General features: G+C 63.3%; 22 protein-coding genes. 14 read left to right on the top strand and 8 right to left on the bottom strand.

The features are described 5' to 3' along the window. Positions 1-183: 183 nt before the first annotated feature. Both FJ428_RS06760 and FJ428_RS06755 read left to right on the top strand, forming a co-directional pair. Positions 184-1,116: a neutral zinc metallopeptidase gene (locus tag FJ428_RS06760; RefSeq protein WP_140879112.1), complete on the top strand. Its 933-nt coding sequence runs from the start codon at positions 184-186 to the stop codon at positions 1,114-1,116. A 49-nt stretch (positions 1,117-1,165) separates the two neighbouring features. Then, entirely contained in the window at positions 1,166-2,539 is a 1,374-nt protein-coding gene (locus FJ428_RS06755) for a TCR/Tet family MFS transporter (RefSeq protein WP_263486602.1), read from the top strand. Positions 2,540-2,552: 13 nt separating this feature from the next. Here the strand turns inward: FJ428_RS06755 and carA are convergent, their stop codons facing one another. After that, positions 2,553-3,764: a glutamine-hydrolyzing carbamoyl-phosphate synthase small subunit gene (carA, locus tag FJ428_RS06750; protein WP_140818126.1), complete on the bottom strand. Its 1,212-nt coding sequence runs from the start codon at positions 3,762-3,764 to the stop codon at positions 2,553-2,555. Positions 3,765-4,041: 277 nt separating this feature from the next. Between carA and FJ428_RS06745 the strand changes: the two genes are divergently transcribed. Continuing rightward, on the top strand, positions 4,042-4,491 hold the full coding sequence (locus tag FJ428_RS06745) for a GatB/YqeY domain-containing protein (protein WP_140879111.1): 450 nt from the start codon (positions 4,042-4,044) through the stop codon (positions 4,489-4,491). Between the two features lie 28 nt (positions 4,492-4,519). On the opposite strand, the gene FJ428_RS06740 is transcribed toward FJ428_RS06745, so the two are convergent. Further along, entirely contained in the window at positions 4,520-5,446 is a 927-nt protein-coding gene (locus tag FJ428_RS06740; RefSeq protein ID WP_140879110.1) for a LysR family transcriptional regulator, read from the bottom strand. A gap of 102 nt (positions 5,447-5,548) precedes the next feature. Between FJ428_RS06740 and FJ428_RS06735 the strand changes: the two genes are divergently transcribed. Continuing rightward, the gene (locus FJ428_RS06735) at positions 5,549-6,340 is read left to right on the top strand and encodes an alpha/beta fold hydrolase (protein ID WP_140879109.1); all 792 of its coding nucleotides are present in this window, start codon (positions 5,549-5,551) and stop codon (positions 6,338-6,340) included. Between the two features lie 46 nt (positions 6,341-6,386). Here FJ428_RS06735 and FJ428_RS06730 read toward each other — a convergent pair whose 3' ends face one another. Beyond that, complete coding sequence (locus FJ428_RS06730) at positions 6,387-7,376, bottom strand: hypothetical protein (protein WP_140879263.1); 990 nt, start codon at positions 7,374-7,376, stop codon at positions 6,387-6,389. 290 nt (positions 7,377-7,666) lie between these two features. Between FJ428_RS06730 and FJ428_RS06725 the strand changes: the two genes are divergently transcribed. Together FJ428_RS06725 and FJ428_RS06720 are read left to right on the top strand one after the other, a co-directional pair. Then, positions 7,667-8,371 (top strand): DNA helicase, encoded by a 705-nt coding sequence (locus FJ428_RS06725; protein ID WP_140879108.1) that lies wholly within the window; start codon positions 7,667-7,669, stop codon positions 8,369-8,371. A 52-nt stretch (positions 8,372-8,423) separates the two neighbouring features. Continuing rightward, on the top strand, positions 8,424-8,981 hold the full coding sequence (locus FJ428_RS06720) for a GNAT family N-acetyltransferase (RefSeq protein WP_140879107.1): 558 nt from the start codon (positions 8,424-8,426) through the stop codon (positions 8,979-8,981). Positions 8,982-9,095: 114 nt separating this feature from the next. Here FJ428_RS06720 and FJ428_RS06715 read toward each other — a convergent pair whose 3' ends face one another. The 3 genes from FJ428_RS06715 to FJ428_RS06705 all read right to left on the bottom strand — a co-directional run bounded on the left by FJ428_RS06715 (position 9,096) and on the right by FJ428_RS06705 (position 12,490). After that, positions 9,096-10,280, bottom strand: a complete 1,185-nt coding sequence (locus FJ428_RS06715; protein WP_140879106.1) for an MFS transporter — start codon at positions 10,278-10,280, stop codon at positions 9,096-9,098. A 121-nt stretch (positions 10,281-10,401) separates the two neighbouring features. After that, on the bottom strand, positions 10,402-10,611 hold the full coding sequence (locus tag FJ428_RS06710) for a DUF2061 domain-containing protein (RefSeq protein ID WP_140495915.1): 210 nt from the start codon (positions 10,609-10,611) through the stop codon (positions 10,402-10,404). 217 nt (positions 10,612-10,828) lie between these two features. Continuing rightward, on the bottom strand, positions 10,829-12,490 hold the full coding sequence (locus FJ428_RS06705; protein ID WP_140495914.1) for a Na/Pi cotransporter family protein: 1,662 nt from the start codon (positions 12,488-12,490) through the stop codon (positions 10,829-10,831). A gap of 390 nt (positions 12,491-12,880) precedes the next feature. Between FJ428_RS06705 and FJ428_RS06700 the strand changes: the two genes are divergently transcribed. The 8 genes from FJ428_RS06700 (at position 12,881) to FJ428_RS06665 (ending at position 20,416) form a co-directional block, all read left to right on the top strand. Beyond that, positions 12,881-13,276, top strand: coding sequence for an RcnB family protein (locus tag FJ428_RS06700; RefSeq protein WP_140555983.1), 396 nt, complete (start codon positions 12,881-12,883; stop codon positions 13,274-13,276). 141 nt (positions 13,277-13,417) lie between these two features. After that, entirely contained in the window at positions 13,418-15,352 is a 1,935-nt protein-coding gene (gene dnaG, locus FJ428_RS06695; RefSeq protein WP_140879105.1) for a DNA primase, read from the top strand. Positions 15,353-15,873: 521 nt separating this feature from the next. Beyond that, positions 15,874-17,898 (top strand): RNA polymerase sigma factor RpoD, encoded by a 2,025-nt coding sequence (gene rpoD / locus FJ428_RS06690; protein WP_140495911.1) that lies wholly within the window; start codon positions 15,874-15,876, stop codon positions 17,896-17,898. A 209-nt stretch (positions 17,899-18,107) separates the two neighbouring features. Further along, positions 18,108-18,401 (top strand): GYD domain-containing protein, encoded by a 294-nt coding sequence (locus tag FJ428_RS06685; protein ID WP_140495910.1) that lies wholly within the window; start codon positions 18,108-18,110, stop codon positions 18,399-18,401. A gap of 106 nt (positions 18,402-18,507) precedes the next feature. Further along, entirely contained in the window at positions 18,508-18,777 is a 270-nt protein-coding gene (locus FJ428_RS06680; RefSeq protein ID WP_140666149.1) for a DUF333 domain-containing protein, read from the top strand. Between the two features lie 20 nt (positions 18,778-18,797). After that, on the top strand, positions 18,798-19,166 hold the full coding sequence (locus tag FJ428_RS06675) for a DCC1-like thiol-disulfide oxidoreductase family protein (RefSeq protein WP_140524950.1): 369 nt from the start codon (positions 18,798-18,800) through the stop codon (positions 19,164-19,166). A gap of 168 nt (positions 19,167-19,334) precedes the next feature. Continuing rightward, positions 19,335-20,009 carry a PadR family transcriptional regulator gene (locus FJ428_RS06670; protein ID WP_140516739.1) on the top strand — a complete coding sequence of 225 codons (675 nt, stop codon included), beginning with the start codon at positions 19,335-19,337 and terminating at the stop codon, positions 20,007-20,009. Between the two features lie 113 nt (positions 20,010-20,122). Then, positions 20,123-20,416 (top strand): HlyU family transcriptional regulator, encoded by a 294-nt coding sequence (locus tag FJ428_RS06665; protein ID WP_140495907.1) that lies wholly within the window; start codon positions 20,123-20,125, stop codon positions 20,414-20,416. Positions 20,417-20,493: 77 nt separating this feature from the next. Here FJ428_RS06665 and FJ428_RS06660 read toward each other — a convergent pair whose 3' ends face one another. Beyond that, entirely contained in the window at positions 20,494-21,696 is a 1,203-nt protein-coding gene (locus FJ428_RS06660) for an MFS transporter (protein ID WP_140879104.1), read from the bottom strand. Between the two features lie 146 nt (positions 21,697-21,842). Then, a complete protein-coding gene (locus tag FJ428_RS06655) occupies positions 21,843-22,301 on the bottom strand; it encodes an Lrp/AsnC family transcriptional regulator (protein ID WP_140524836.1) in 459 nt (152 codons plus the stop codon). Positions 22,302-22,350 lie beyond the last annotated feature (49 nt).

The raw sequence follows: 22,350 nt of genomic DNA, 5'->3' as shown, positions 1-22,350 counted from the left end.
CCGTTTCGCCGGCGATACCATAGACATTCCACAGTCGCGGCCAGAGCAGTGGAGCCATCATGCCAGCACGGCCACGGCCGCGAAAAATGCTGTGACTTGGCGCAACCATTGAGATAATTGTTCATGAGGTGGAGCCGGCCTCGCGCCGGATCGACCAGTAAATTCGCAGCGCGGGGAGTTGCCATGCTCTGGAGAGGCCGTCGTCAGAGTGACAATGTCGAGGACCAGCGCAGCAGCGGCGGCGGCGGATTTGGTGGCGGCGGACCCGGCCAGTTCCGCATTCCGATCGGCGGCAGAAGCGGCGGCGGCATGTCGATCTCGACCATCATCATCCTCGTCGTGCTCTATTTCGGCCTGAAAGCCTTCGGCATCGATCCGATCCAGGTGCTGAGCGGCGGCGGTGGAGGCCTGCTGCCTGGCGGCGGCGAGATAACGGACAACAGCGGCGGCCAGGACGGCGGCACCGGTGCGCCGGCTTCCGACGAGATGAAGCAGTTCGTGGCAACCGTGCTGGCCGAGACCGAGGACACATGGACCGGCATTTTCAAGGCCAACGGACTGACCTATGAGGACCCTAAGCTAGTGCTGTTCAGCGGGCAGATCCGCTCGGCCTGCGGCTTCGCCTCGTCGGCGGCCGGACCCTTCTATTGTCCCGGCGACCACAAGGTGTATCTCGACATGACATTCTTCCAGCAGCTGGACCAGCAGTTCGGCGCCTCGGGCGAGTTCGCGCGGGCCTATGTGATCGCGCATGAGGTCGGCCATCACGTGCAGAATCTGACCGGCATCATGTCCAAATTCAACCAGATGCGGCAAAGCATGGGCGAGGCCGAAGCCAACCAAATGTCGGTGCGCGTCGAGCTTCAGGCCGACTGCTTCGCCGGCGTCTGGGCGCATTACACGGCGCAGAAGGGCATATTGGAGCAAGGCGATATGGAAAGCGCGCTCAATGCCGCCAGGCAGATCGGCGACGATACGCTGCAGAAGAAAATGCAGGGCTATGTGGTGCCGGAAAGCTTCAACCACGGCACGTCGGCGCAGCGGCAGACCTGGCTGGCGCGCGGCTACAAGAGCGGTAAGCTTTCCGACTGCGACACGTTCAACAACCCGATCTGAGCGTCCGGTTCTTTCACGGGTGACCTGACGGCAAGGATATCGTCAGGGGATGTCAGGATGCGAACGTCCTGCTTGTTCCCTCATTGTTCCTGACGGCGGGCTCGCCTATAAGTGCCTCCGCCTGCGCGCCAGGCGCCGGGAAGGAGCAGACGAGCCCATGATGGATCCCAAAACCGCCAAGCGGGGCCTTGCGCTCGTCTTCACGACGCTGCTCCTCGACATCATCGGATTCGGCATCATCATGCCGGTGCTGCCGGCCTATCTGCAAGAGTTGACCGGCGTCGGCGTCTCGCAGGCTGCGATCGAAGGCGGCTGGCTGTTCTTCGTCTATGCGGCCATGCAGTTCTTCTTCGCGCCCATCATGGGCGGGTTGAGCGACCGGTTCGGCCGGCGGCCGATCCTTCTCGCCTCCGTGCTGACGTTTTCCATCGACAATCTGATCTGCGCCATAGCCTGGTCCTACCCGATGCTGTTCATCGGGCGCGTGCTGGCCGGCATTTCAGGCGCCAGCTATTCGACCACATCAGCCTTCATCGCCGACATCTCGAACGATGAGAACCGGGCCAAGAATTTCGGCCTGCTCGGCATCGCCTTCGGCGTCGGCTTTGTCATCGGGCCGGTCCTTGGCGGGCTGCTCGGCACCTTCGGGCCGCGCGTGCCGTTTTATTTCGCCGCCGGACTTGCCTTTGTGAACTTCCTGATCGCGCTGTTCCTGCTGCCCGAAACGCTCGATGAAAAGCACCGCCGGCGCTTCGAGTGGAAGCGCGCCAACCCAGTCGGCACGCTTCTGCAGATGCGCCAATATCAAGGCATTGGCTGGATCGGGCTGGTCTTCTTCCTGATGACGCTCGGCCACATGATGTATCCGGCGGTCTGGTCGTTCGTCTCCAACTATCGCTATGGCTGGAACGAGCAGCAGATCGGCCTTTCTCTCGGCGCTTTCGGCCTGTGCGGCGCCGTCGTCATGGCAACGGTGCTGCCACGCATCATTCCCAGGCTTGGCGAGTGGAGGACGGCGGTGATCGGTCTTGCGTTCACGGCGCTCAGTGCTTTCGGCTACGCCTTCGCGACGCAGGGTTGGATGATTTATGCGGTGATCGTCGTCGGCTGCCTGGAAGCGCTGGCCGACCCGCCGCTCAGGAGCCTCGCCGCCGCCAAGGTGCCGCCTTCGGCGCAGGGTGAATTACAAGGCGCGATGACGTCGATCTTCTCGATCACATCGATCGTCACGCCGCTGCTCTATACCGCGATCTTTTCCTGGTTCACCGGGCCAAGCGCGCCAGTGACCTTCGGCGGCGCGCCTTACCTGGTTGGCGCGGTTTTCCTAGTGCTGGCGCTCGTTGTCTTCGTTACGAAAGTGGCGAGGCCCGCGGCACTCGGAACCGTCACCAAAGGCGTCGCGGGAGATGGGGCACGAGTATGAGGATCTGTCGGAACTAAGCCCGTTCGGCCAGCAGTTCCTCGCCGCGCTTTTCGCGGATCAGGTTGACGAAGCGGCGGAACAGATAATGCGAATCCTGCGGGCCGGGCGAGGCCTCGGGGTGGTGCTGGACCGAGAACACCGGCCGGCCTGTCAGCGCGATGCCGCAATTCGAGCCGTCGAACAGCGAGACATGGGTTTCCTCGACGCCTGACGGCAGCGAGTCGGCGTCGACGGCAAAGCCGTGGTTCATCGAGACGATCTCGACCTTGCCTGTGGTGTGGTCCTTGACCGGATGGTTGGCGCCGTGATGGCCCTGATGCATCTTGGCGGTCTTGCCGCCCAGCGCCAGCGCCAGCATCTGGTGGCCGAGGCAGATGCCGAACACCGGAATCTCGGTCCTGAGCAGGTCCTGGATGACCGGCACGGCATAGGCGCCGGTGGCTTCAGGGTCGCCGGGGCCGTTGGACAGGAAGATGCCGTCCGGCTGCATGGCGAGGATTTCCTCGGCGCCGGTCTTGGCCGGAACCACGGTCACCTTGGCACCAAGCCCCGCAAGCAGGCGCAGGATGTTGCGCTTGACGCCATAGTCGATGGCGACGACATGCATGGAGGGCTCGTCCTGTTCGCCAAAGCCCTCGTCCCACACCCAAGGCGTCTCGCGCCACACCGAGGACTGGCCTGACGTGACCTCCTTGGCGAGGTCGAGGCCGATCAGGCCGGACCACGCGGCGGCGCGGCGTTTCAGGTCGTCGAGATCGAAGACGCCGTCGGTCGCATGCGCGATAACGGCGTTGGGCATGCCCTTTTCGCGGATCAACGCGGTCAACGCGCGGGTGTCGATGCCCGAGAGGGCGACGATGCCGCGCTTCTTCAGCCATTGATCGAGATGGCCGGCAGCGCGGTAGTTGGAGGGATTGGTGACATCGGCCTTGAACACGGCGCCGACGGCACCGGCGCGAGCAGCCGGATTGAGGTCCTCGATGTCTTCGCCGTTGGTGCCGATATTACCGACATGCGGGAAGGTGAAGGTGACGATCTGGCCGGCATAGGACGGATCGGTCAGGATCTCCTGATAGCCGGTAAGCGCGGTGTTGAAGCAGACCTCGGCGACCGCCGAACCCGTTGCGCCGAGACCGCGACCCTCAATGACGGTGCCGTCGGCCAGCACCAGCAATGCCGTCGGTTTCTCGGTGGCCCAAGCGGGGGTGGACGCGGTGTCGGCCATGGCGGCACTCCTATCAGGCCGCGCGCTTCAAACAGGCCCGGCGGGCTATTTGCGCGGCAAACGGCGCGAGCGGCGAATTCGCGGCCTCCACGCACTCAAGCTTCAGTTCATGCAAGGCCCAGTACATAGGGGAAGGGGGCAGGTCGGTCAATGATGATGGGAAATGCCGCTGCGATTTATTTCATTGAGCAATATCATAGGCTTGCCTCGACATATCAGGGTTTGCGTTGGCCTGCACCCGGCGCTATTGTCCGCGCCGACCGAAGGAGAGAGCACGATGCGCGCAAAAATCGCCGAATCCCTGAAGAGCGCGATGAAGGCGCAGGACAAGCACCGGCTGCCGACATTGCGGCTGATACAGGCCGCCATCCACGACCGCGACATCGCCAATCGCGGCGCCGGCAAGGAGCCGGCCAGCGACGAGGAGATCCTGCAGATCCTGGCCAAGATGGTGAAGCAGCGCGAAGAATCGGCCAACGCGTTCGAGGACGGCAAGCGGCCGGAACTGGCCGCGCAGGAGCGCGGCGAGATGGAGATCATCCGCGATTTCCTGCCGACGCAACTGGACGATGCCGCCATCACCGCTGCGGCACGCGAGGCGATCGCGGCGACCGGTGCCGCCAGCCAGAAGGACATGGGCAAGGTGATCGCGGCACTGAAGCAGAAATATGCCGGCCAGATGGATTTCGGCAAGGCAAGCGGCATCATCAAGGGACTGCTGCAGTAGCCGGCGCGACCGTCGGTGCTTGCCTGCCCTATGGAACAACCTTCTGGGGCTCCAACGCGCGGCGCAATGCCGGCGCCTCCTGCTGGACATGATCCCACAAACGGTTGGCGACCGGCCCGTGGGGACGGTCGCGGCGGCGCGCCACCACCAGTTCGTCGGTGCGGCCCGGCATATGAGGGCCGGCGATGGACCGCAGGCGTCCATCACGCAGCTCCTCCTCGATCAGGAAGCGTGGCAGGTGGCCCCAGCCGAGGCCCTGCAGGATGATCTCCTTCTTCATGCCCTGGTCGGCGACCAGGCATTGCGGCGCGCCTTCGACCATGAAGTAATCTTGTTGCGGTGAATGGCGGGCAGTGTCGCGCATCACGCATTGGGTGAGCGCCTGCATCTGGTCGGGTGTGATCGGCGGCTCGATGCGCTCCGGCAGAAAGCCCGGTGCCACCACGGGAATGAACGGCACCTTGCACAAGTCGATCCATTCCACCCGCGCATCGCCTTTGTCGATCCAGTGCAGGACCAGATCGGCCTCGTCGTCGAAAAGACGCTCCCAAGGGCCGCCGACGGCCTCGAAGTGCAGGTGCAGACGCGTGCCGGGACATTGCGCGAAGAACCGCCCGAGCAGGCCCAGCACCTGCGGTCGTGGGCAGAGGTCGCCGATCACCACATGGATTTCGCTTTCTTCGCCGATCGAGAGCTGGGCGGCATGCACGCGCAGGCCTTCCAGTTCGCGCAGCAGCGATTGCGCCCGGCGGTGGAACGACAGCCCGGCCTCGGTCGGGCGCACGCGATAGCCGCTGCGGTCCAGGAGAACGAGGTCGAGCTGCCGTTCCAGCTTGGCGACAGCGGCGAATACAGCCGGGTGTGAACGATGCAACAGGGCCGCCGCCGGCTGAAAGCCGCCGGTGCGGATCACGGCGTCGAAGCACTGCAGGTCGTGCAAGGTGAAGTCAGCCATGTCAGCTTTGATTACAGAGATTGTCCTGACTTTGTAATATCAACAAAACAACGACATGGCTACGCTCTGTCTCATTCAACCCTTCCAGAAGGATCTTTCATCATGAATGAGCTGAATTTCGTAACTGTTGGCGATGGCACGCGCATCGCCTACCGCTTCGACGGCGATGCGGCAAAGCCGGTGCTGATGCTGTCGAACTCCATCGCCACCACGCTGCATATGTGGAATGGACAGGTCGGCGAGTTGTCCAGGCATTTCCATCTTCTGCGCTATGATTTTCGCGGCCATGGCGGATCGAGCGTGCCGGCCGGCGCCTATTCGCTCGATCGGCTCGGCGGCGACGTGATCGAACTGCTCGACGCGCTCGGCCTTGGCCGCGTGCATTTCCTCGGCCTGTCGCTGGGCGGCTTCGTCGGGCAATGGCTCGGCATCCACGCGCCGGAGCGGATCGACCGGCTGATCCTGAGCAACACCTCGTCCCATCTCGGACCGGCAAGCTATTTCGACGAGCGCATTGCCGCCGTCCGGCAGGCGCCCGACATGGCCGAAACCGCCGAAACGTTCCTCAACAATTGGTTCCCGGCAAAAATGGTGGCGGCCAACGAGCCCGTCATCGAGGAATTTCGCGCCATGCTGCTCGCCATCGACCGGCAAGGCCTGGCGGGCCTCTTTGCGGCGGTGCGCGACGCCGACCTTCGCCGCACCGTGGCGCTGATCTCGCGGCCGACGCTGGTGATCGCCGGCGAGCACGACACGGTGACGGCGGCCAGCCACAGCGAACTGATCGCCGCGGCGGTGCCCGGCGCGAAGCTGGTCGTCCTGCCGGCGGTTCACCTGTCGAATGTCGAATATCCATCCGGTTTCATGCAGGCGGTGTTCGATTTTCTGCGCTGAGGGATGCGATCCCGTAGACCCCGCATCCCCGGAGCCGGGACGGACCTCAAGGCTCCTTGCAGATCGGCACCGGCTGCGGCGGCGGTGCCGGGTGGTCCTTCCTGTATTGGGCGATGATCGGCTCGAGCGTCTTTCGCGGCCAGAATTTCGGAGAGCCGATTTCCTTCAGGCAGGATGCGTTCCAATAGGGCCCAGCGTCCGACGGCGAACGACCCGCCGCCACGATTTGCGCGACGGCGGCGATGTCGCGCGATTCAGGGTAGATGTAGAGCGTCGTCGGATTGTCCTTCACCATCGGGATGATCTGCCGCGCATCTGCCGCCGACCAACTGGTGCAGCCATTGCTGCGGCCGCCGGCATAATCCACCAGTTTGCCGAACGGCACGTAGCCGTCATGGTCGGCATGCGAGCTGGCCGGGTCTTTGCGAAGACACATTCCCTTCAGCACTTCCGCCGGATGCCCGCCGATCACGCGCTGCCTGGCGTTCGCGGCCTCGCCCTCGCCATCGAACTGCACGAAGGTACGCATGAAAGCCACGTCCTGCTTCGCCGCGGTACGATAATAGCCCTTGAACGAGGTTTTCGCCTCGCCGGTCATATAGGCGCCGCCGGCGGTCAGTGACGAATCCAGCGCATTGCCGAAGTTCTTCGCGCAGCGCTTGCCATTGGCGAAATCAGCGACGCCCTTCAGATTCCGGCCGCTGCCGTGGCCCGCCGAAACGGCGCGAAACGCCTGGCTGGCCTCGCAGATGATGTAATAACGGTGACCCAGTTTGTTGTTGCCCAGATCGCTAGGGCGCGTCGCATCCATGGCGAAGTAGCAGGGATTGTTAACGGCTCCTGCGCCGACTTTCTTCAGGTAAAGCGCTCGGGCCCGCTCCAGGACCACAGCTGAGATCTGGCCATCACCTTCGCCGACATGGGCCTGCAGCCAGGCCGGAATGGCCGAGGGCGCTGCAAAGGACCGTGCCGTCAAAGCGACGACAACGAGGAAGAGGCTGGCGACGACACCCAGCGGGATAGATATCAACCGCACCAGACCCGTTCTCCTGTCGAAGCGTTTGTGTTTTGGCGGTGAATCACCCCCGGCACGATCATAAATCGGCTTATGCCGGCCGGCGAAACACATCTTGTTCAGCATTCCCGGCACGTATGCGCGTTTTCGACCCGTCAGCATTGGGGTATTGTCTGATTCCGGCGCGCCCACGCCTCCTCCCTCCGTCGGGAAAGCATCATTCATGCGGGGCAATCCGATCATCGAACCGACTGTTCGAGCACCAGGCATAAGGAGGGGTTGCGAAGACTGCTCGCACCAGGAGGTTTGCGATGATTGCGCCCATTTACCATCTGAAGCGTCAAGCCAGGCTGTTGTCGCGCGAGGAGAAGATTCCGCTCCATCAGGCGCTCGACCGTATTGCAGCACGCGAAGGTTTTGCGAGTTGGAGTCTGCTTGCGGCGAAGGTGGTCGAGAACAAATCCCCCGGCAGGCTGTTCTCGCGGCTGGAGCCTGGCGACCTGGTTCTGGTCGGTGCGCGACCAGGCCACGGTAAGACGCTGATGAGCCTCGAACTCGCGGTCGAAGCCATGAAGCGTGGCCATCGCAGCGTGTTCTTCTCGTTGGAATACACGCATCGCGATGTGCTGGACCGGTTTCGCGCCATCGGGGCGGACCCCGCCCAGTTCGACCGATTGTTCGCGTTCGACACTTCCGATGGCATCAGCGCCGACTACATCGTCGAGGTGTTGGGATCGGCGGCGCGCGGGACGCTCGCTATCATCGACTATCTGCAACTGCTCGACCAGAAACGGGACAATCCGGAGCTGATGGATCAGGTGCGCACGCTGAAGGCTTTTGCGCGTGACACGGGCGTGATCCTGGTCTTCATCTCGCAGATCGACCGCTCCTACGATCCGTCGACGAAGCCGTTTCCCGATATCAGCGACGTTCGGCTACCGAACCCGCTGGATCTGTCGCTGTTCAGCAAAGCGTGTTTCCTCAACAAGGGCGCGATCCGCTTCCAGCCCGCTTGAGCGTTCCAGTGGCCATCGCTATGCCTGCTTGGCCTGCGAAGGAGCATGGATCATGATCGAAATTGTCAAGCCCGGGCTCAAGCATCTGGCGTCCTACAAGGCTGCGCTCGAGCGCGGCTGGTCGCCCGACAATGTACGGCTCATGGAGGCAGCTCGCGAGCAGCTTGCCGCAATCGAGGAGGATCCGGCGGCGTTCCTGGCCGGCCTCGATGATCCCGAGGCCAAGGGGCCGCCGATCACCTTGCCTGACGGCAGACAGGTCCCGCGCCTGCCGGGGTTCAGGCGCTGGATGTGGGACGGCGAGACGTCAGGCTCGATCGGCCTGCGCTGGCAGAAGGGCACGTCGGCGCTGCCGCCGCACGTGCTTGGCCATATCGGCTACGCCGTGGTGCCGTGGAAACAGCGACGCGGCTACGCGACGGAAGCGCTGCGGCTTATGCTGGATGAGGCGAGGGCGGTCGGCCTGGCTCATGTCGACATCACCGCAAAACCTGGCAATCCGGCCTCGCACAAAGTGATCCTGGCCAATGGCGGCAGACTGGTCGAACGTTTCTTCGAGGATGCCGCCTATGGCGGAGCGGAGAGCCTGCGGTTCCGCATCGATCTGTAATGCGTTGGAGCTGCGCAGCCGCCAGGCGAGACATGACTGTTCATCGCGTCGTGCTTGCGCCGGTGGACGCCCGGATCAGGCATGATCGGTGGTGGATGTCGTGGCGCGGGTAATCTACTCCGCCGCTGCCGTCAGTGGTGGCGTGGCGTTGCTGCGCCACTCCCAGATGTGCGAGGCGAGCGCCACCGCGACGGCGATCAGCATCGCCAAGGCGCCAAGCAGTGGCAGGCTGCGATAACCGTAACCGCCATTGAGCATGGCGGCACCGAGCGATGCCGCGAGCGCTATACCGACATTGAAGCCGGATGGGATCAGCGAGGAGGCCAGGTTCGAGGCATCCGCAGTCCAGGACAGGATGCGGGTCTGGATCGGCGTACCGATGGCAAAGTTGAGGCCGCCCCAGATGACGATCGCCACGACCATCGGCACGGGATAGGGGCTGACGGCATAGATCACCGCAAGCGTCACCGCCTGCAGGGCCAGCATGGTGATCAGCGAGGGCATCAGCTTCCAGTCGGCTAGCCTGCCGCCGAGGAAGACGCCAAGCGTGGCGCCGACACCGTTGAGCAAGAGCACCCAGGGCACCAGGTTCTCGTCGAGGCCGGTGATATCGAGCAGTGTCGGGGTGATGTAGGTGAACAGGCCGAACTGGCCGATCATCAGCATCAGCATCAGGATCAGCGAGGTCCAGACCTGCTGGCGGGCAAGCACGCGGACCTCGCGGGCGAGGCCGGCGGGTTTGGCCTGATAGCCTGCGGTGCGCGGCAAAAGGGCTGCCATGGCAAGCGTGGCCGCCACGCCCAATGCGCACATAACCCAGAAGGTCGCGCGCCAGCCCCAGATGTTGCCGATGGCAGTGCCCGCTGGCACGCCGATCACGTTGGAGACAGTGAGGCCCGACAGGATGACGGCCACCGCCATGCCGCGCTGGTCCCCGCGCACCAGCCCGACCGCAACCACCATGGCGACGCCGAAATAAGCGCCATGCGCGACTGCGACGGCAATGCGCAGAAGCAGCATCGAGGTGAAGTCGGGCGCCAGCGCGCAGGCCGCCTGACCGATGGTGAAGGCGACCGCGAGGCCGAGCAGCAAGGTCTTGCGCGGCAAGGACTTGGTGGCAAGTGCCAGAAGCGGACCGCCGATGGCGATGCCGCAGGCATAGCCGGAGACGAGATAGCCCGATGTCGGAACCGAAACGCCAAGCCCTTGCGCCACCTGCGGCAGCACGCCGGCGATGACGAATTCGGTGGTGCCGAAAGCGAAGGCAGCGATGAACAGGGCGATGAGCGGAAGCGACATGGCGGGAATTAATCCTCGAATGCAGGCCTCAAACCACGGATGCGCGCTGCCGGCAATCCAGAAATTTTTGTCGCCGCTTTAGCTTTTCTTGATCTCCGGGTTCAAAATCTTGACCCCGGGTTCAGAACGGGGTCTTGCGTCCATAAGGAACCTTCAGCCATGCCCGCTCATGAAAATAATAGAGCAGCGACTTGGTGAAGACTTCTGTCACGCCGATGGCGGCCGCCAGCTTGACGCTTCCGGTCACCACCAGCGAGATGATCATCGTATCGATGGTGCCGGTCACGCGCCACGAAAGCGCCTTGGCGAAACTGCGCGAATGGGTGTCCATCGATCTCCTCCGAAAGCTTTGGCTGATATGCCTAGCCCGAGCGATGGAAACGCGGCAATGGCAATTTGCCGCCGAAGGACCGACGCCATGCAATTCTGCCGCAATACAATTTTTTCGACAGAGTGCGGCGCTCTTCCTTCTGCCCTTGTTTGTTGGGAGGTGGCGTCGCAAAGCGAGGTGGGATGAGGTGTCTCAAAGAAGGGAGAGATGTCGTTGATCAGCTCGCCTTCAACCTGGATCCACCGAGGAGGCCGCGTTCTTCCAGCACGGGATAGGCCATCGATGCCAGCAGCGAGTTGATCTGTTTGAGATCGCGGATGGTGTCGAGGTGGATCGAACTGGTCTCGACGCTTTTGGCAGTGCCTTCGCGCAGCCGCAGGAAATGGCTGGCGCTGGTCTCTTTTTCGGCGTCGCGCAGCCGTTCCTTCTCCAGCACCAATTGGCGAGCCGTCTCGGCATCGCGCGACACCAGCACGTTGAAGGCAAGCCGCGCATTGGCGAGCACCGAAGCGTGGAAGGCGCACAGCTCGCTCCAACCCTCGTCGGTGAATTCCAGTCCACGGTCGAACTTCTTCTTCACATGTACCAACATGTTGCGCACGATGATGTCGCCGACCTGCTCCAGCTTGACGCAGGCGCCGATCAGTTCCTGGCAGCGCAACGCCTCGTCCTCGGTCAGCGGGTTCTTGGTGACCTTGGCGAGGTAGAGCTTGATCGCCGCGTGCTTGCGGTCGACGCGGTCGTCAAGGGCGGCCAGCGCCTTGATCTTGTCGGCATCGGCGCTCTCGTAGAGCTCGATGATGCGCTTGAGCATGATCTCGACCGTCTCGCAGACCCGCACCACCTCGCGGGTGGCATTGGCCAGCGCCTGGCTCGGCACGTCGAGCGCGCTTTCGTTGAGCGCCGAGAGTTCGACGACGTCGAGCGTGGCGGCTGGCGTCTTGGTGCCGAGCGCGACGATCTTCTCCGAGGCGCGGTAGACGAGACCCGCCAGCGGCAGGCCGGCGAGCAGGATCAGCACATTGAACAGGATGTGGGCATTGACGATCTGGTCCGCTGCCGTCGCGCCAAGGAACGCGAAATGCGGCCTGAAGATCATGACCAGGATCAGCATGACCAGCGAGCCAAGCCCGCGCATCAAGAGGTTGCCGATCGGCACGACGCGCACTTCGGGGCCGGAGGAGCGGGTCAGCATGGGCGCGATGATCGACGAACCGAGATTGACGCCCAGGATGAGGACGACGCCGAGTTCGGGCGTGATCAGGCCGCGGCCCGCCAGCGTCGCCATCAACAGGACCGCGGCGATGCTCGATTGGAACAGCCAGGTGATCAGCGCCGCCAGCAGATAGGCGGTGATGGAATCGCCGGAGAAGTAATTGATGATGACCGGCATCAACTGGCTGTTGCGCAGCGGCTCGGATGCCTGACCGATCATTTCCAGCGACAGGATCAAAAGGCCGATGCCGACCAGGATGCGACCGGTCTGGCGCCAGTCGCGCCGCTCGGTGGCCATGAACATGACCGTGCCGGTGATCAGGCAAAGCGGCACCAGCAGCGTGAGATCGAAGGTGAGCAGCTTGACCACCAGAGCCGAACCGATCTCGGCGCCGCGCACGGCCAGTTGCCCGGCCGCGCCCGAGACGATGCCGGAGCCCGCGAAGGAGCCGACCAGCAGCGTGACGGCGGTGGAGCTCTGCAGCGCTATAGCGAGGCCGGTGCCGGCCAGCACCGCCATGACAGGATTGCGCATGGTGGCGCGCAGCTTGTGGCGCAGCACGTCGCCATAGGCGCGCTCGACGCCGGTCTTCACCATGCGCGTGGCAAACAGCATCAGCGCCACGGCGCCGGCCAGATGCAGGAGAACCACGGAGCCGCTCATTGCGGCGCACCGATACGGACAAAGCCGGCGACACGGGCAGCGCGGCGGCCGGGGGAAGGACGAGGGGTGCGAATCATGATCATGGCGTTGGCCGATAATAGCTCGAATATTTTAGCCGGATAATAAAAATTTGTCGATTTCAAGGGCTGCCGGCGCGCGACGGGGCGTGTCGGAGAATGGACGGATGCCGAAATGGTTGCATGAGCCCCGCCGCCCTGACGCAGCGGATCGGCCGATGTTGCCCCCCGCCCTTCGCCCGGAATTTGCGAGGATGTTCAACCAATCGGCCTAAAGCTTCGGATTTATTACGGAATTGTAATGCTCATGTTCAGTTTCGGTTCATTCTTCGACGGCTATTTCTGCGGCATTGACAACCAAGGAGATTCCTTCATGAAGCGCATTGTTCTTTCCGGTCTTGCTTTCTCGATGCTGGCCGCCACGTCCCTGACGGGCCAGGCCGCACCGCTCAATGCGCCGGTCGCGCCGCAGTCGAACTATACCAATGTCGATTGGCAGAAGCCCACCAACCGGGATGTGAGGAAGCGCGTCATCCAGAAGCGCGTTATCCAGAAGCGTATCATTCAAAAGAAGGTCGTCGTGAAGCGGAACAACTGGCGCAATGGCCAGAAATATTCCGGCTGGCGGCAGCATCACCCGGTCCGCGATTATGGTCGCTACGGCCTGCATCGTCCTGGCCGTGGCCAGGAATGGATCCGCGTCGGCAACGACTATGTGCTGGTCGGCGCCCTCTCCGGCATCATCTTTGGCGCCATCGCCGCGCAGTAAAGTCCCGATAGTGCCAGACTGGAGGAAGGGCGGCCCGCAACGGCCGCCTTTCCTTTTGCCCTGTGGAAACCGGGCATCGTCAGCATTAGGGGTCGCCGGACTTCGCGGGCATGATTATATGGGGGATAAACGAGTTCCCCGATGCGCTTTCCGCCCGCCTTCCTCGACGAGATACGCGACCACGTGCCGATTTCGCAGGTCATCGGCCAGCGCGTCGCCTGGGATCGCAAGAAGACCAATGCGTCGCGCGGCGATTATTGGGCCTGTTGCCCGTTTCATGGCGAGAAGAGCCCGTCCTTCCATTGCGAGGACAAGAAGGGCCGCTATCATTGTTTCGGCTGCTCGGTCTCGGGCGATCACTTCAAGTTCCTGACCGAACTTGACGGACTGAGCTTTCCCGAGGCGGTCGAGAAGATCGCAGACATGGCCGGCGTGCCGATGCCGGTTCGCGACGTGCAGGAGGAGCGGCGCGAGAAGGAACGCGCCAGCCTTACCGACGTCATGGAAATGGCGACTGCTTTTTTCCAGGAGCGGCTACAGGGCGCGGAGGGCGCCAAGGCCCGTGCGTATCTGCGCGACCGCGGACTGACGCCCGCGACGCAGCATGCGTTCCGGCTGGGCTATGCGCCCGACAGCCGCAATGCGCTGAAGGAGCATCTGGCCGCAAAGGGCGTGCCGAAGGCCGATATCGAGGCCTGTGGGCTGGTGCGCCATGGGGATGACATTCCGGTCTCCTATGACTGGTTCCGCGACCGCATCATGTTCCCGATTCCGGATTCGCGCGGCAAGATCATCGCTTTCGGCGGGCGAGCGCTGGCGCCGGATGCGCTCGCCAAATATATGAACTCGCCCGATACCGAGCTCTTCCACAAGGGCAACGTACTCTACAATTTCGCCCGCGCGCGAAAAGCGCTGGCCAAGGGCGGCACGGTCATCGCCGTCGAAGGCTATATGGATGTCATCGCATTGGCGCAGGCCGGCTTCGAGAATGTCGTGGCGCCACTCGGCACGGCGCTTACCGAAAACCAACTCGAACTGTTGTGGCGTATGGCCGCCGAGCCGGTGCTGTGCTTCGACGGCGACAAGGCCGGGCTGAAGGCCGCATGGCGGGCCGCCGACATGGTGCTGCCCGTAGTCCAAGCCGGGCGCACGGCGCGTTTCGCGCTGCTGCCGGAAGGCAAGGATCCCGACGACCTGGTCAAGGCGGAGGGGCCGGATGCCTTCCGCGCCGTGCTGGCGGAAGCGCGTCCTCTTGCCGATCTGTTATGGATGCGCGAGACGGCGGGCGGCGTCTTCGACACGCCGGAGCGGCGGGCCGAACTGGAGAAGCGGCTGCGCGAACTGACCAGCCGCATCCGTGATGAAAGCCTGCGATATCACTACCAGCAGGAGATGCGCGAGCGCGTGCTGAGCTTCTTCGGTTCTCAGCGCGCAACGCGGCAAGGTCGTCCGGACTGGAAACCGGGGCAGGGCAAGGCGCCCGCTCCCGGCGGACAATTCGCTAAAGCCGGCGGTGGTCGCATCGCCATCACGGAAAGTCTCGGCCAGTCGGCACTGGTCAAGCGCGGCAACGAAGGAATGTCGGTGCGCGAAGCGACGATCATCGTGGCACTGGTCAACCACCCGGCGCTGATCGACGAGAATTTCGCCCATGTCGAGTTCCTTGATCTCGCCAACCCCGAGCTGAGGCGGCTGCACGGTGCCATCCTCGACGCGATGGCACATGACATGGCCAATGACCGCCACGCCGTGGTGGCGACGATCGAGCGCGCCGGCTGCGCCGAGATCTGGGAGCGTGCCGTCAGCCTGATCAGGCGGGCGCGGCAGTGGCCGGCGCTGGAGACGGCGGCGCTCGAGGATGCCCGCGACGCTCTGAACCAGGCGCTGCACTTGCAGCGTAGCGCGCGCACCTTACATAAGGAGCTGAAACAGGCGGAAGCGGCGATGGATGCGGATCCTTCGGACGAGAATTTCCGCCATCTGATCGAAATTCAAGCGCAATTTCGGGATGTACAAGCGACGGAAGCGCTGATCGAAGGTTTCGGTGTTTCGTCGGGCAGGGCTGGTCGGGCCTGAAGCATGGTTCCGAAAAGCGGGACCCGGTTTTCGGGAACGATCATACTCCAGCAGAAGAAAGGCGGAGCTCATTTCGGCCCGAGGGTTGGGACGGGCTCATGCCAGCAAGTGCAGGAATGACGGCGTTGTCATGGATCTTCTAGAGCCGGACCGCGCTAAGTCGGGTAATTGATTCGCTTTTTTCATGCGAATCATGCGAGAGGCGCTTGACCTTCCGGCAGAATGGCGGAATCAGGACGATTCGAAACGTTAACCCGCACCCGCGTCGACGGGAAAAGCAGCGATGTGAGGTCTTGGTCACTGGACAGGCAGCCAGCCTGCCACAGATATCAGGGTTAATCTGGACTTAATGCATGTCGCCCAAAAATGGAAACCGGTTTTGGGCGACGACAGGGCACCAACAAAGAGATGATGCAGTTATTGGCCCGGTGAAGCGCGTTGCAAAAGCGAGCCCAGCCGATTTGACCGGTCCGACAGCTTGCGCGGCCTCGATGTCGGGCCGCTAGGAGAAGATAAAGACTATGGCGACAAAGGAAAAGGAAGAGGTCGAGACCGAACGCGAAGGCGCCACCGATGGCCCTCTGCTCGACCTTTCCGATGATGCTGTCAAGAAGATGATCAAGGCCGCCAAGAAGCGCGGCTATGTCACCATGGACGAGCTGAATTCGGTGCTGCCCTCCGAGGAAGTGACCTCCGAGCAGATCGAGGACACGATGGCGATGCTGTCCGACATGGGCATCAACGTCGTCGAGGACGACGAGCAGGGCGAAGAGGCCGAGGCCGGCGACACCGCGGCGGATGCCGAGGAAGACGCCAACGAGCTGGCCGAGCAGACCGGCACCGCCGTCGCCGCCACAACCACGAAGAAAGAGCCGACCGACCGCACCGACGATCCGGTGCGCATGTACCTGCGCGAAATGGGTTCGGTCGAGTTGTTGTCGCGCGAGGGCGAAATCGCCATCGCCAAGCGCATCGAGGCCGGCCGCGAGACGATGATCGCGGGCCTGTGCGAAAGCCCGCTGACCTTCCAGGCCATCATCATCTGGCGCGACGAGCTCAACGAATCCAAGATCCTGCTGCGTGAGATCATCGACCTCGAAGCCACCTATGCCGGCCCCGAGGCCAAGCAGGCGCCGGTGGTGGAGCGCGTCGAGGAAGCGCCCAAGGTCGAGGAAAAGCCGCGCCGCGGACGCGACGATGAAGACGACATCACCAATGTCGGCGCCGACACGCGCGGCATCGGAGATGACGACGAGGAGGACGAGGACGAGGCCAGCCTGTCGCTGGCGGCAATGGAAGCCGAGCTGCGCCCGCAGGTCATGGAAACGCTCGACGTCATCGCCGACACCTACAAGAAGCTGCGCAAGCTGCAGGATCAGCAGGTCGAGAACCGGCTGGCCGCGGCCGGCACGCTGTCGCCCAGTCAGGACCGCCGCTTGAAGGAGCTGAAGGATCAGCTCATCAAGGCGGTGAAGTCGCTGTCGCTCAACACGGCGCGCATCGAGGCGCTCGTCGAGCAGCTCTACGACATCAACAAGCGCCTGGTGCAGAACGAGGGCAAGCTTCTGCGTCTCGCCGAAAGCTATGGCGTGCGCCGCGAGGAGTTCCTGAAGGAATATCAGGGCTCCGAGCTCGACCCGAACTGGACGCGCTCAATTGCCAATCTGACCTCGCGCGGCTGGAAGGAGTTCACCAAGAACGAGAAGGACGCGATCAGGGATCTGCGCGCCGAGATCCAGAATCTGGCCACGGAAACGGCCATCTCGATCCTGGAATTCCGCAAGATCGTCAACCAGGTGCAGAAGGGCGAGCGCGAAGCGGCTATCGCCAAGAAGGAAATGGTCGAGGCCAATCTGCGCCTCGTCATCTCCATCGCCAAGAAATACACCAATCGCGGCCTGCAGTTCCTCGACCTGATCCAGGAAGGCAATATCGGCCTTATGAAGGCCGTCGACAAATTCGAGTATCGCCGCGGCTACAAGTTCTCGACCTACGCGACATGGTGGATCAGGCAGGCGATCACGCGTTCGATCGCCGACCAGGCGCGCACCATCCGCATTCCGGTGCACATGATCGAGACGATCAACAAGATCGTGCGCACCTCGCGCCAGATGCTGCACGAGATCGGCCGCGAGCCGACGCCGGAGGAACTGGCCGAGAAGCTCGCAATGCCGCTCGAAAAAGTGCGCAAGGTGCTGAAGATCGCCAAGGAGCCGATCTCGCTCGAAACGCCGGTCGGCGACGAGGAGGATTCGCATCTGGGCGACTTCATCGAGGACAAGATGGCGATCCTGCCGATCGACGCGGCGATCCAGGCCAATCTGCGCGAGACCACCACGCGCGTGCTCGCCTCGCTGACGCCGCGCGAGGAGCGTGTGCTGCGCATGCGCTTCGGCATCGGCATGAACACCGACCATACGCTCGAGGAAGTCGGCCAGCAGTTCTCGGTCACCCGCGAGCGTATCCGCCAGATCGAAGCCAAGGCGTTGCGCAAGCTCAAGCACCCGAGCCGCTCGCGCAAGCTTAGAAGCTTCCTGGATAGCTGAGGCCTACCGATTGTGAAGAGATCAAGGGCGCCCATCGTGGCGCCCTTTTTCTTTGGCGCTCGCCATTGCGGCACGCGCCCTTAGGGAGGATAATTTCGTGTCGGATGCATTTTTCTGGGCGACAGCCCGGGAAGCCCGCCCCGGTCGAGGCCGTGTCGACATCGCCATGGCCTGAGCACCGTGCTCCGTGGCCCCGGAGGAGGCGTGCCATGACGACTTACATCATGCTGATGAACTGGACCGAGCAGGGCGCGAAGAACGTGCGCGAATCCCCCAAGCGCCTCGATGCCGCCAAGACGCAGCTGGGCGAGATGGGGGGATCGTTCAAGTCGTTCTACCTGACCATGGGCGAATTCGACATGGTGGCGGTGGTCGAAGCGCCCGACGATGCGGTGCTGGCGCGTTTCGCGCTGATGCTGGCCGCGGGCGGCAACGTCAAGTCACGGACCCTGAAGGCTTTCCCGGAGCTTGCTTACCGCGAGATCATCTCGTCGCTTGGATGATGCAAATCGGGACGTTCCGGAGCCGATGAGCAGGTGCCGGCTCGACGGCGCCTTGCGGCAAGACGGTGCGCTCCATCGTGATAGAGTGCAGCCAGCGGAGATCGCGATGAAGAAAGTTTCGATATTGGCTATCAGCCTTGCCGCGTGGTCGTCGATGCCGATCGATGCCCACACTGCCCCGCAAAAACCGGTCGGCATGTCCAATCCCGCATCGGTCCATTGCGGAGAGATCGGCGGGCGCCTGATGATCAAGAAGGACAAGGCTGGCAATGAATATGGATTTTGCCGCTTGCCCAATCGGCGGCTGTGCGAAGAGTGGGCGCTGTTTCGCGACAACAAATGCGTCGGGTCGAAGACGGCGATGGGCCTGAAGTGATCGATAGCAGAACCAGGCCATTGCTGACCGTCTGGTACAACACGCGCTGCCCGGTCTGCGATGCCGGCATTGCCAGGCAGAAGCGGCGGTTGATCGAGGCGGTCAAGGCCGGGCGGATCGAATTTCGCGACATCAATCATGAACCGGCAGCCTTGGCCGGATTTGGCGCTTCGCTGGAAGACATCCGCCGCCGGCTGCACGCGACCGATGCTCAGGGCAGGCTGCTGGTCGGCGCCGATGTCGCCATCGCCGTGTGGGCGCTGACGCCGGGCGAGGGCTGGCTGGCAAAGCTGCTCGGCAACGCCCTTACGCTACCGCTCGCTCGCTTCGGCTACGACCGCTTCGCCGACCTGCTCTATGCCTGGAACCGGCGCAACGGCCGCTGGTAGCGCCGGCTACTCCAATCATGATGAACGCATGTTCGAGCGCGACCGACGGATCGGCGTCCGACAGATGCTGTTCGCTTCCGGCCCGATACATCGTAAGATATATCTTGACTCCACGCTGACGTGTGCCTAGCTAAGATATGTCGTAAGATATAACTCAAGGAGCAATCAATGCACGGACACAATCATTTTGGCGATCGCGCCGAGCGCGTCTTCATGCACATGGCCGGCAAATTTGGCGGCAGAGGCGGGGGCGGCGGCTTTGGCCCGTTCGGCCATGGCAGGGGCGGCGGACGCGGCGGCCCGGGCGACATGTTCCGCGCCGGGCGCATGCTGGCCGACGGCGACCTCAAGCTGATCACGCTGTCGCTGCTGGCCGAGGCGCCACGCCATGGCTATGACATCATCAAGGCCTTGGAGGAGCGCACCAGCGGCATCTACAGCCCGAGCCCGGGCGTGGTCTACCCGACGCTGACCTTCCTGGAAGAGGCAGGCTATGCCGTGTCCTCGAGCGAAGGCAACAAGAAGGTGTTTTCGATCACCGAGGCCGGGCAGGCGCATCTTGCCGACAACCGTGAGATGATCGACGGCGTGCTAGACCATCTCGAGCGCTTCGGCCGCAAGATGGCCAAGGCGCGCGACTGGTTCGGCTGGAACGACGATAGCGAGGATCGGCGCGACGGCCGAGGCGGCCGTTCGGAAAAGCGCGACGAATTCCGTGCGCTGCGCCACCGGCTGCGCGCCGCGCTGAGCGACATCGTCGATGCGCCGGCGGACAAGCAGGCCGAGGCGATGAGCATCCTCGAAGACGCCGCCGCGGCGCTCGAAGCGCTGTCGCGCAAATAACCCGGCTTCGGTCCAACCGGCACGGCCCTTGCCCGTTCAGGCAAGGAGCGATAGTGAAATTCATCCCGCGCCAGATTATGTGGTGCGGGATGAATGCTGTTGGAGGAAGTCCGATGTCTTTTCTGAAGCGTCTTTTCGGCGGTGGCGGTGATGAAGCGGCCGAGCCAAAGAGCGCCGCACCGGCCAAGCAGGTCGAGCACAAGGGTTTCACGATCAGCGCCACGCCCTACAAGGCCGATGGCCAGTACCAGACCTGCGGCGTCGTCTCCAAGGATGTCGACGGCGTCCTGAAGGAACACAGATTCATCCGCGCCGACCGCTTCGCCGGGTTGGACGATGCCGTCGACATCTCGATCAAGAAGGGCATCCAGCTCGTCGACGAGCAGGGCGAGCGGATGTTCGGGTAGGCGCCGACGAACAGCTCAAGAATTCGACAGACCCGAGGGCCGGCCCAGATCCTGGGCCGGCCCTTTCGTTTGCTCCGCTATGCCGGCTGCAACGCTCTGCGCGGCAGTGGCGGGAAGGCGATGGCGATGCCTGCCGCACCCAGCCCGATGAGGGCCGAACCGATGAACAGCCAATGGTAGTTGGCGTAGGCGTCGAACACCATGCCGCCGGCCAGCGGGCCGAGCGCCATGCCGAGGCTGGACAGCATGGTCGCGGCGCCGAACACGGTGCCCAGGATGCGCTGGCCGAAATATTCGCGCGCCAGCACCGCGTAGAGGGGCATGACGCCGCCATAGGTGGCGCCGAAGATGACGGCCAGCATGTAGAACTGGTCGAGCTGGCTGACCGAGAGATAGGCGGCGATCACCACGGCCTGGATCAACAAGCCGGCGATCAGCACCGGCTTGACGCCAAGCCTGTCGGCGAGCACGCCATAGAGCAGACGCCCGCCAAGCCCGGCAAGGCCCTCGACGCTGTAGATCGAGACGGCGGCCATGGGCGCCACGCCGCACAGCATGGCATAGCTGACCATGTGGAAAATCGGCCCCGAATGCGCCGCGCAGCAGGCGAAGAAGGTCAGCCCCAGCACGATGAATTGCGGCGAGCGCAGCGCTTGGCCGACGCTCAGGCCGGCGCCCTCGGCAACCGGCGAGGAGCCGGTGTCGGTCACGACAGGCTTCGGTGGCTGGCGCACCAGAAGCACCGCCGGCAGGAGCAGCACCCAAGCCATGATGCCGATGTCGAACATGGCGGTGCGCCATTCATAGGCCGAGATCAGCCAGCGGGCGAAGGGCGAGATCGTCATCGGCGCGACGCCCATGCCGGCCGAGACCAGCGACACGGCAAGGCCGCGATTGGTGTCGAACCAGCCTGTTGTAAGCGCGATCATCGGTGCGAAGAAGGCGCTGGCCGCGAGCCCGACGAGCACGCCAAAGGTGATCTGGAAGGTGACAAGCGAGCCCGCGCGGCTGGCCAGCACCAAGGCCAGGCCGAGAAGCAACGCGCCGATCGTGACGACGATGCGGGCGCCGAAGCGGTCCGACAGCGCGCCCCAGGCGAAGCCGCCAAGGCCCATGACCAGGAAATTGAGCGTCATCGCGCTCGATATGCCGGCGCGTGACCAACCGGTATCGAGCGCCATCGGCTCGAGGAAGATCGCCAGCGAAAACATGGTGCCGATGGCGACACAGGACATCAGCGCGCCGGCCGCGACAATGACCCAACGATAGGAAAGGTTCATGGTTTTCTCCCATGCCGTAAGGCATTTGTTGTGCGGCACGGCCTGACTTGGCCTGCCGCTTGCGTCCGAAGGACGCCGGCGCCGGCACCAATCCTACAATCCGGTTGCATTTTTTATCCAGTCCGGGATGGGCCATTCCCCGGCGCCTAGATCGGCAGTTCCGATGTGTATTTGATGGTCTGGCTGGGAACGTCGGTCTTGACGTTCTGCACGCCCCTGATGCGGCTGAGATGTTCCGACTGGAAACGGCGGTAGTCGTCGATGCCGGCCGCCACCACGCGCACCATGGCGTCGCAGTCGCCGAGCATCAGATAACATTCCATCACCTGCGGCAGCTTGGCCACTTCGGTGGCGAAATGCTCGATCGTGTCTTCGTCCTGCGCTTTCAGCCAGATGCGGGTGAAGAAGGTCAGGCCCTTGCCGATGCGGGCCGGATTGAGCACTGCGACGTAGCGGTCGATGACGCCGGCCTCCTCCAGGAGCTTGACGCGACGCAGGCACGGCGACGGCGACAGGCCGACTTCAGCGGCCAGTTCATTGTTGGCCATGCGCCCGTCGCGCTGCAGTGCCCGCAGGATGCGCCTGTCGATCTCGTCAAGTTTCATGGCTCTAAATTCCGTTTATCTGTTGATTCATGGCATAAGATGCCAAAAT

This window comes from Mesorhizobium sp. B2-8-1, assembly GCF_006440955.1.
Taxonomy (GTDB): Bacteria; Pseudomonadota; Alphaproteobacteria; order Rhizobiales; family Rhizobiaceae; genus Mesorhizobium.
The sequence above is the reverse complement of the archived record's forward strand: the minus strand, read 5'-3'. Positions and strand labels throughout refer to the sequence as shown.